Here is a 6,218-nt window from a genome sequence, read left to right as displayed (position 1 = left end):
GGGCGTCAGCCGCAGGCCGTTGCCGTGGGTCAGGATGCGCATCTTCGAGGGGTCGCGCACAAAGGCGTCGAAACGATGTTCCATGAACTCTGGGCAACGTTGCAGCACGCGCACGAACGACAGGCCCTTGTGGTGATAGGCTTTTTTCAGAATGTCGAACAAAAGATCCGGAATCCAGTCCACCGCCTGCGCCACGAACGAGACGTTGGCGACACCCAGCGTCACCGACAGCGGGTTGAGCGGCAAAAGCAGTGACCCGCGCGGTGTCGTGTTCGATTTTTGCCCGACGGGCGAGGTTGGGGAGGCTTGCTTTTTGGTCAGCCCGTAGATCTGGTTGTCGTGCAAAAGCACGGTCATGTTCATGTTGTAACGGATCGCGTGAATCCAATGCGCCGCACCGATCGAGGTGCAGTCGCCATCGCCCGTGGTTACAAACACGTTCAGGTCGGGGCGGCGGATCTTGACCCCTTCGGCCACCGGCAGCGCGCGCCCGTGGATGCCGTGAAAGCCGTAGGCGTTCAGATAGTGCGGCAAGCGGCTGGAACAGCCGATACCCGAAACCGCAACGGTCTTTTCTGGTGCCAACTGTTCTTCACGCATCAGCTTTTGCATAGCGGTCAGAATGGCGGTGTCACCACAGCCGACGCACCAGCGCGGCTGAATATCGCTTTGATAATCGGCCAGTTTATAGTCGGTTTCGACCATGCGCATCATGCATTGGGAGAGGTTCTCGGTCATGGCGTCACTCCTTTCCCAAGCGGGCGCGGACAGCTGCGGCAATCGCGGTTGGTTTCAGCGGCTGGCCGCGCGCGTTGCCCCAGCAGTCGATATCGACGAGGTAGCGCGAGCGCAAAAGCAGCGCGAGGTGCGAATAGCGGCGGTTTTCGGGCGTGATGAGCGGGTCGGAAAGCGGATCGTTCCAGTTGTTTTCGATGGTCATCACGTGTTTGAAGCGCTTCATCACATCGCCAATGCCCGAGGCCATCGGTTGCAGAAACTTCAGATGCAGCGATGAAACCGCAAGCCCTTCGGCGCGCAGAATGGTGACCGCTTCCTCGATTGCGCCCAAGGTCGAGCCCCAGCCAAGCAGCAGCATATCGCCGCTATCGTCGCCGCATAGCGGTGGCAGGCGCAGCGTGGTTTGCAGCGCGGCCAGCTTGCGTGAACGGTTCAGCAGGCCCTCTTCGTTGATTTCCGGGTCATAGGCCACGTGGCTGTCACGGTCATGCGCAAGCCCGGTCAGGCAGTGCATTCCGTTTGGCTGGCCGGGAATGAAACGCGTGGCGATGCCGGTGCGCGCGTCCCAGTCGTAGGGGCGCGCATCTTCGGGAACCGCGCTTTGGTTCACTGGCGGGGCCAGCCAGTCTTCGCGGAACTCGGGCCGCGTAAAGGGCTGCTGCGCGGTGGCAAGGCTGGCGTCCGACAGCACGATCACGACCATGTTGAAGGTCTCGGCGATCTTGCGCGCGGTAATCACCGAATAGAAGCAATCCTCGATGGTCGAAACCGCCATTACCACTTTGGGCGCATCGCCGTGGCCACCATAGATCGAGGCCATGAGGTCGCCCTGTTCGACCTTTGTGGGCAACCCGGTCGAGGGGCCGCCGCGTTGCACGTTGATCACCACCAGCGGGATTTCGGCCATCACCGCCAGCCCAAGCGCCTCTTGCTTGAGCGAAAGGCCGGGGCCCGAAGTCACGGTGACCGAACATTTGCCCGCGTAGCTTGCGCCGATTGCGAATGCACAGGCGGCGATTTCATCTTCGGCCTGGTGCACGACGCATCCGACCTTTTCGAAGATGTTGCTAAGGTAATGCGAGGTCGAGGTGGCCGGCGTGATCGGATACATCGCGCAGACTTCCATCCCCGAGGCAACCACACCCAGCGCCAGCGCCGAGTTGCCGTTCATCACCACCTGCGGTTCGGTGGCGCGTTTGGCCGGGACGATGAAGCGCAGATCGAGATTGGCCTCGGCCCATGCGCGCCCGGCGTTGAGCAGTTCGATATTGGCGTCGATGATCTTTTGGTCTTTTTTGCCAAAGATCAGCGCCACTTGCGCGCGGGCGAGTGATTCATCAAGGCTGTAGATGCCGCAAAGAATACCTAGCACGAACATGTTCTTGCCCTTGCGCGGGTCGGGCACGAGCTTCAGGCATTCCACCTCAAGCGGCACTTCGTAAACGCGGAAACCCTGCGCGCGAATGTCTGCGACCACCTTGGTGTAAGAGGCTGCGATATCCGGGTTGCGGTCGGTTTTCCATTTGCTTTCGATCAGGATGATGCCGCCGGGTTTGATCTCGCCCGCATGCAGGCGGCTTAGCAGCACCTGTTCGTTGAAGGCCACCACCAGATCGGCCTCATTGCCGCCGTTGGTGACTGGCCCCGAAGCAAAGCGCACCCGGTTGCCAGAGGCACCCGCCACCGAACGGTGCGGCGGCTGGATTTCGGCGGGGATGATCTCGACCGTCCAGATGCCGTTGCCAGAGCGCGCGGCAATGGCACCAAAACTTTGGCCGCAGCGCTGCGCGCCCTCGCCCGAGTCGGATACGATTTCGATGATTTGTTCACTCAGCACCACCGCAGGGCGCTGCGCGGGTGTTTCGGCCTGCGCTTCGATCACTGCCTGTCCGGCTTTGGTTGCCATGATTTGCCTGCCTTCCTAGATCAGTCGCACATGCGTGAAGTTGCGCTCGTTCTGCGCGATGCCGAACATGCTGCCCTCAAGCCCACCCGGTTCGGCCGCATAAACCACTGCGCTGTCGCGGATGCCGAGATAGCGTTTGATACCAGCCGCGGCCTTGCGCCCGGCACCCATTGCCAGAATGACCGTAGCGGCACCGGTTACGATGTCGCCGCCCGCATAGACCCCCGCCAGCGAGGTGGCGAGGTCTGCGTCGGTCTGGATATAGCCGCGCTTGTCGAGCTTGAGCTTGGAGGTCTGCCCCAAAATCGGGTTGGGCGAGGTGCCGATGGCATAGACCACCGTATCGGCCTCGAAATCGAACTCGCTGCCGGGGATGGCCACCGGGCTGCGGCGGCCCGAGGTGTCGGGTTCGCCCAATTCCATGCGCACGCAGCGCAGCGCGCGCACGTTGCCATTGTCATCGCCCAAAATCTCGACCGGGTTGGTCAGCCAGTGGAACGCGATGCCTTCTTCTTGCGCGTGGTGCAGTTCTTCCTTGCGCGCGGGGCATTCGGTTTCGGTGCGTCGATAGATGCAGTTCACCTCTTGCGCGCCCAACCGCATGCTGACGCGCATCGCGTCCATCGCAGTGTTGCCCGCGCCGATTACCGCCACGCGCTTGCCAAGGCCAAGCGGCGTGTCAAAAGCGGGAAACTGGCCCGCCCGCATCAGGTTGCAACGGGTCAGCAGTTCGTTGGCCGAAAGCACGCCGTTCAGCCCTTCGCCCGGCAGATCCATGAAGCGGGGCGAGCCTGCGCCAGTGCCGATGAACACCGCGTCAAAGCCCATCTCGTCCAGCATCTGTTCGATCGTGAACAGCCGCCCGACCAGCGTATTGCACTTGATTTCGACCCCAAGCGCCTCGATCGCGCCGATTTCCGCATCGACGACCGAATTGGGCAGCCGGAACTCGGGGATGCCGTAGCGCAGAACGCCACCCGGTTCGTGCAGCGCCTCAAAGATCGTGACCTTACAGCCTGCCTTGGCAAGGTCAGCCGCGCAGGCCATGCCCGCCGGGCCAGAGCCTACGATGCCCACGCGAAATGGCTGAGGTTCGATATGGCTGGTTTTGCGCCAGCCCTCGGCAATCGCCTTGTCGCCCAGCCAGCGTTCCAGCCGGCCAATCGCCACAGGCTCCAGCGTGCCGCCTGCGCCCACTGGGCACACACCTTCACACTGGTCTTCCTGCGGGCAAACCCTGCCACATACGGCTGGCAGCAGCGTCGAGTCGGTCAAAAGGTTATAAGCGCCGCGATAGTCGTGCTTGATCATCCGGGTGATGAAGCCCGGAATGTCGATATTGACGGGGCATCCCTCGATACAGGCAGGCTGCGGGCAGACCAGACACCGCTCGCACTCCAAAAGCGCGTTTTCGGTATCAAAGCCCAGTGCTACCTCGTCGAAGTTCTTGGCGCGGATCTCGGGTTCCTGCACCGGCATCAGCGCGCGCTGTTGCGGAATCGAGCGGATCGTCTTGCGGGCCATCAGCGCACCCCTTCGGTTTCATGCGGCAATTTCGTGCGACGGCAGTTTTCGTCATACCGCTCTAGCGCCACGCGCTCTTCAGCCTTGTAGCGCTTGAGCCGCAGCATGAGGTCGTCGAAGTCAACCTTGTGGCCGTCAAAGTCGGGGCCATCGACACAGGCAAAACGGATACGGTCATCAACCTTGACGCGGCAACCGCCGCACATGCCCGTGCCATCGACCATGATCGGATTGAGGCTGACCATGGTTTTCACCTTGTAGGGGCGGGTCGTCTCGACGCAGCCCTTCATCATGATCGGTGGGCCGATCACCACCACTTCGTCAACATCGACATGCGCCTGAAGTGCTTGCGTGATGCCAAGCGTTACCAGCCCCTTGATGCCGACCGAGCCGTCGTCGGTGCAGATGATGAACTCATCACAAACCGCGCGGAACTTTTCGTCCCAGAACACGAGGTCCTTGTTGCGAAAGCCTACCACGCCGATGACATAGGCCCCAGCTTCCTTGTAGGCGCGGGCCTGCGGATAGATCGGCGCAACACCAAGCCCGCCGCCCACGCAGATCACCTTTTTCGCGCCCGAGGTATGGCTTGGCACGCCCATCGGGCCCACCAGACCAAAAAGTGTGTCGCCCTCGTGCAGGTTGGCCTGCATCGCGCGGGTCGATTTGCCAACCGCCTGCACCACCAGCGTCACCGTGCCGCGCTCGCGGTCAAAGTCGGCTATGGTCAGCGGCACCCGTTCGCCGTGGTCATCGAGAATGACGATCACGAACTGGCCGGGCTTGGCTGCGCGCGCCAGTGCCGGGTGCTCGACCTCGAGCAGAAAGGTTACATCCGAAAAGTCGGTGCGTGTGAGGATCGGGAAACCCTTGGAGCGGATATCTTCGTAAGGATTTGCCCCTGCGGGGCCGCTTTGGTTCGCCCCGGCTGCACCTGCGTCATTGTGGTCGGTCATAGAACGCCCCCCGCATGAATTGGCCGGACCCTACGCCGATACGTCTAGGCTTCCTTGATCTGCATCAATGGATGAACGCTTGGGCAGAAAGCCGCAGGGGCTGCACGTTTAGAAGGCAGGCCGAAAAGCAACGGGCAGCAGAAAAAAGAGGTAATTGATATACATCATATTAGTGCAGATTTTTCGGGCCGATAACCCAGCTGTCGGCGCGCTCCGGTGTGCTTGCGCGAGTTGGTCTTGCGCGGGCGCAGTGGGCAGAAGCTACGGTAATCTGTCGGGCGCACAGCAAGGGGAACGAGATGAAACATTCTTTCGGCGCAGCAACGACAAGCGGAGTTCTGGCGGTTCTGGGTGCCTTGGTGCTGGGGTATCCGGGGTGCGCGCAAGCCACGGACCTTGTTGCGCAGGGCAAGGAAATCTTTGAAACGGGCGTGGCAGGGCTGCCTTGCACAGTGTGCCACGGCGAAGACCAGACCACGCTTGTCGGGCCGGTCATTGAAGGAGGCACCGTGCAGATGGTGCACACGGCACTGGCCAGCGTTGATGCGATGAGCACGCTCTCGCTGAGCTTGCCGCAGATGGTTGCGGTTTCGGCCTATCTGCAATCGCTCTCGCAAGTCTCGATGTCCCGGCCGATGACCGCGTTGGAACAGCAGGGCGGGGCGCTTTACGAATCGTCCGAAGGCAAGATCGGCTGCGCGGATTGTCACGGACATGACCAGACCGCCCTTGTCGCGCCCGATTTGACAGGTGCGACGGTTGCCGATGTGCACGCGGTCGTCGGCCAGATTGAAGAGATGGAAGGGGTGCTGCTGACGCTGCCGCAAATGGTCGCTGTGGCAGCTTACCTCGACTATGTCGCGGCGAAATAGGCGCATGATCTGACGTGTTCGGATGCCAAAGGGGCACGCCAGCGCCTGTGCTAATTCTGGTATTTCATAGTCACCTTTGACTTGAATCATGGCGCGCTGCGGATCTTTGCCGCAGCGTAAGGCCGCTGGGTGGCGCGATCCGTTCGGACCGCCCGGCATTGTTGGTGCGGGCCTTGTCGCTCGCCGCTTGCGTATGCCGCAGATCGGCAGGGTGATTGGCTT

5 protein-coding genes are annotated in these 6,218 nt (G+C 61.5%); 1 reads left to right on the top strand and 4 read right to left on the bottom strand.

The window, feature by feature from the left end:
- The 4 genes from ABY403_RS12300 to ABY403_RS12285 all read right to left on the bottom strand — a co-directional run.
- Positions 1-738: thiamine pyrophosphate-dependent enzyme (locus ABY403_RS12300; RefSeq protein WP_372841116.1), on the bottom strand; the 738-nt coding region annotated here is incomplete at its 3' end.
- A 4-nt stretch (positions 739-742) separates the two neighbouring features.
- A complete protein-coding gene (locus ABY403_RS12295; RefSeq protein WP_372841115.1) occupies positions 743-2,644 on the bottom strand; it encodes a 2-oxoacid:acceptor oxidoreductase subunit alpha in 1,902 nt (633 codons plus the stop codon).
- A 15-nt stretch (positions 2,645-2,659) separates the two neighbouring features.
- Positions 2,660-4,168 carry an NADPH-dependent glutamate synthase gene (gene gltA, locus ABY403_RS12290; protein WP_372841114.1) on the bottom strand — a complete coding sequence of 503 codons (1,509 nt, stop codon included), beginning with the start codon at positions 4,166-4,168 and terminating at the stop codon, positions 2,660-2,662.
- On the bottom strand, positions 4,168-5,124 hold the full coding sequence (locus tag ABY403_RS12285) for a sulfide/dihydroorotate dehydrogenase-like FAD/NAD-binding protein (RefSeq protein WP_372841113.1): 957 nt from the start codon (positions 5,122-5,124) through the stop codon (positions 4,168-4,170). Before ABY403_RS12285 ends, gltA begins: the two co-directional genes overlap by 1 nt.
- 299 nt (positions 5,125-5,423) lie before the next feature.
- Here ABY403_RS12285 and ABY403_RS12280 point away from each other — a divergent pair, with 299 nt between their 5' ends.
- Positions 5,424-5,996, top strand: a complete 573-nt coding sequence (locus ABY403_RS12280; RefSeq protein ID WP_372841112.1) for a hypothetical protein — start codon at positions 5,424-5,426, stop codon at positions 5,994-5,996.
- Positions 5,997-6,218 lie beyond the last annotated feature (222 nt).

This window comes from Phaeovulum sp. (assembly GCF_041596715.1).
GTDB lineage: Bacteria > Pseudomonadota > Alphaproteobacteria > Rhodobacterales > Rhodobacteraceae > UBA6213.
The sequence above is the reverse complement of the archived record's forward strand: the minus strand, read 5'-3'. Positions and strand labels throughout refer to the sequence as shown.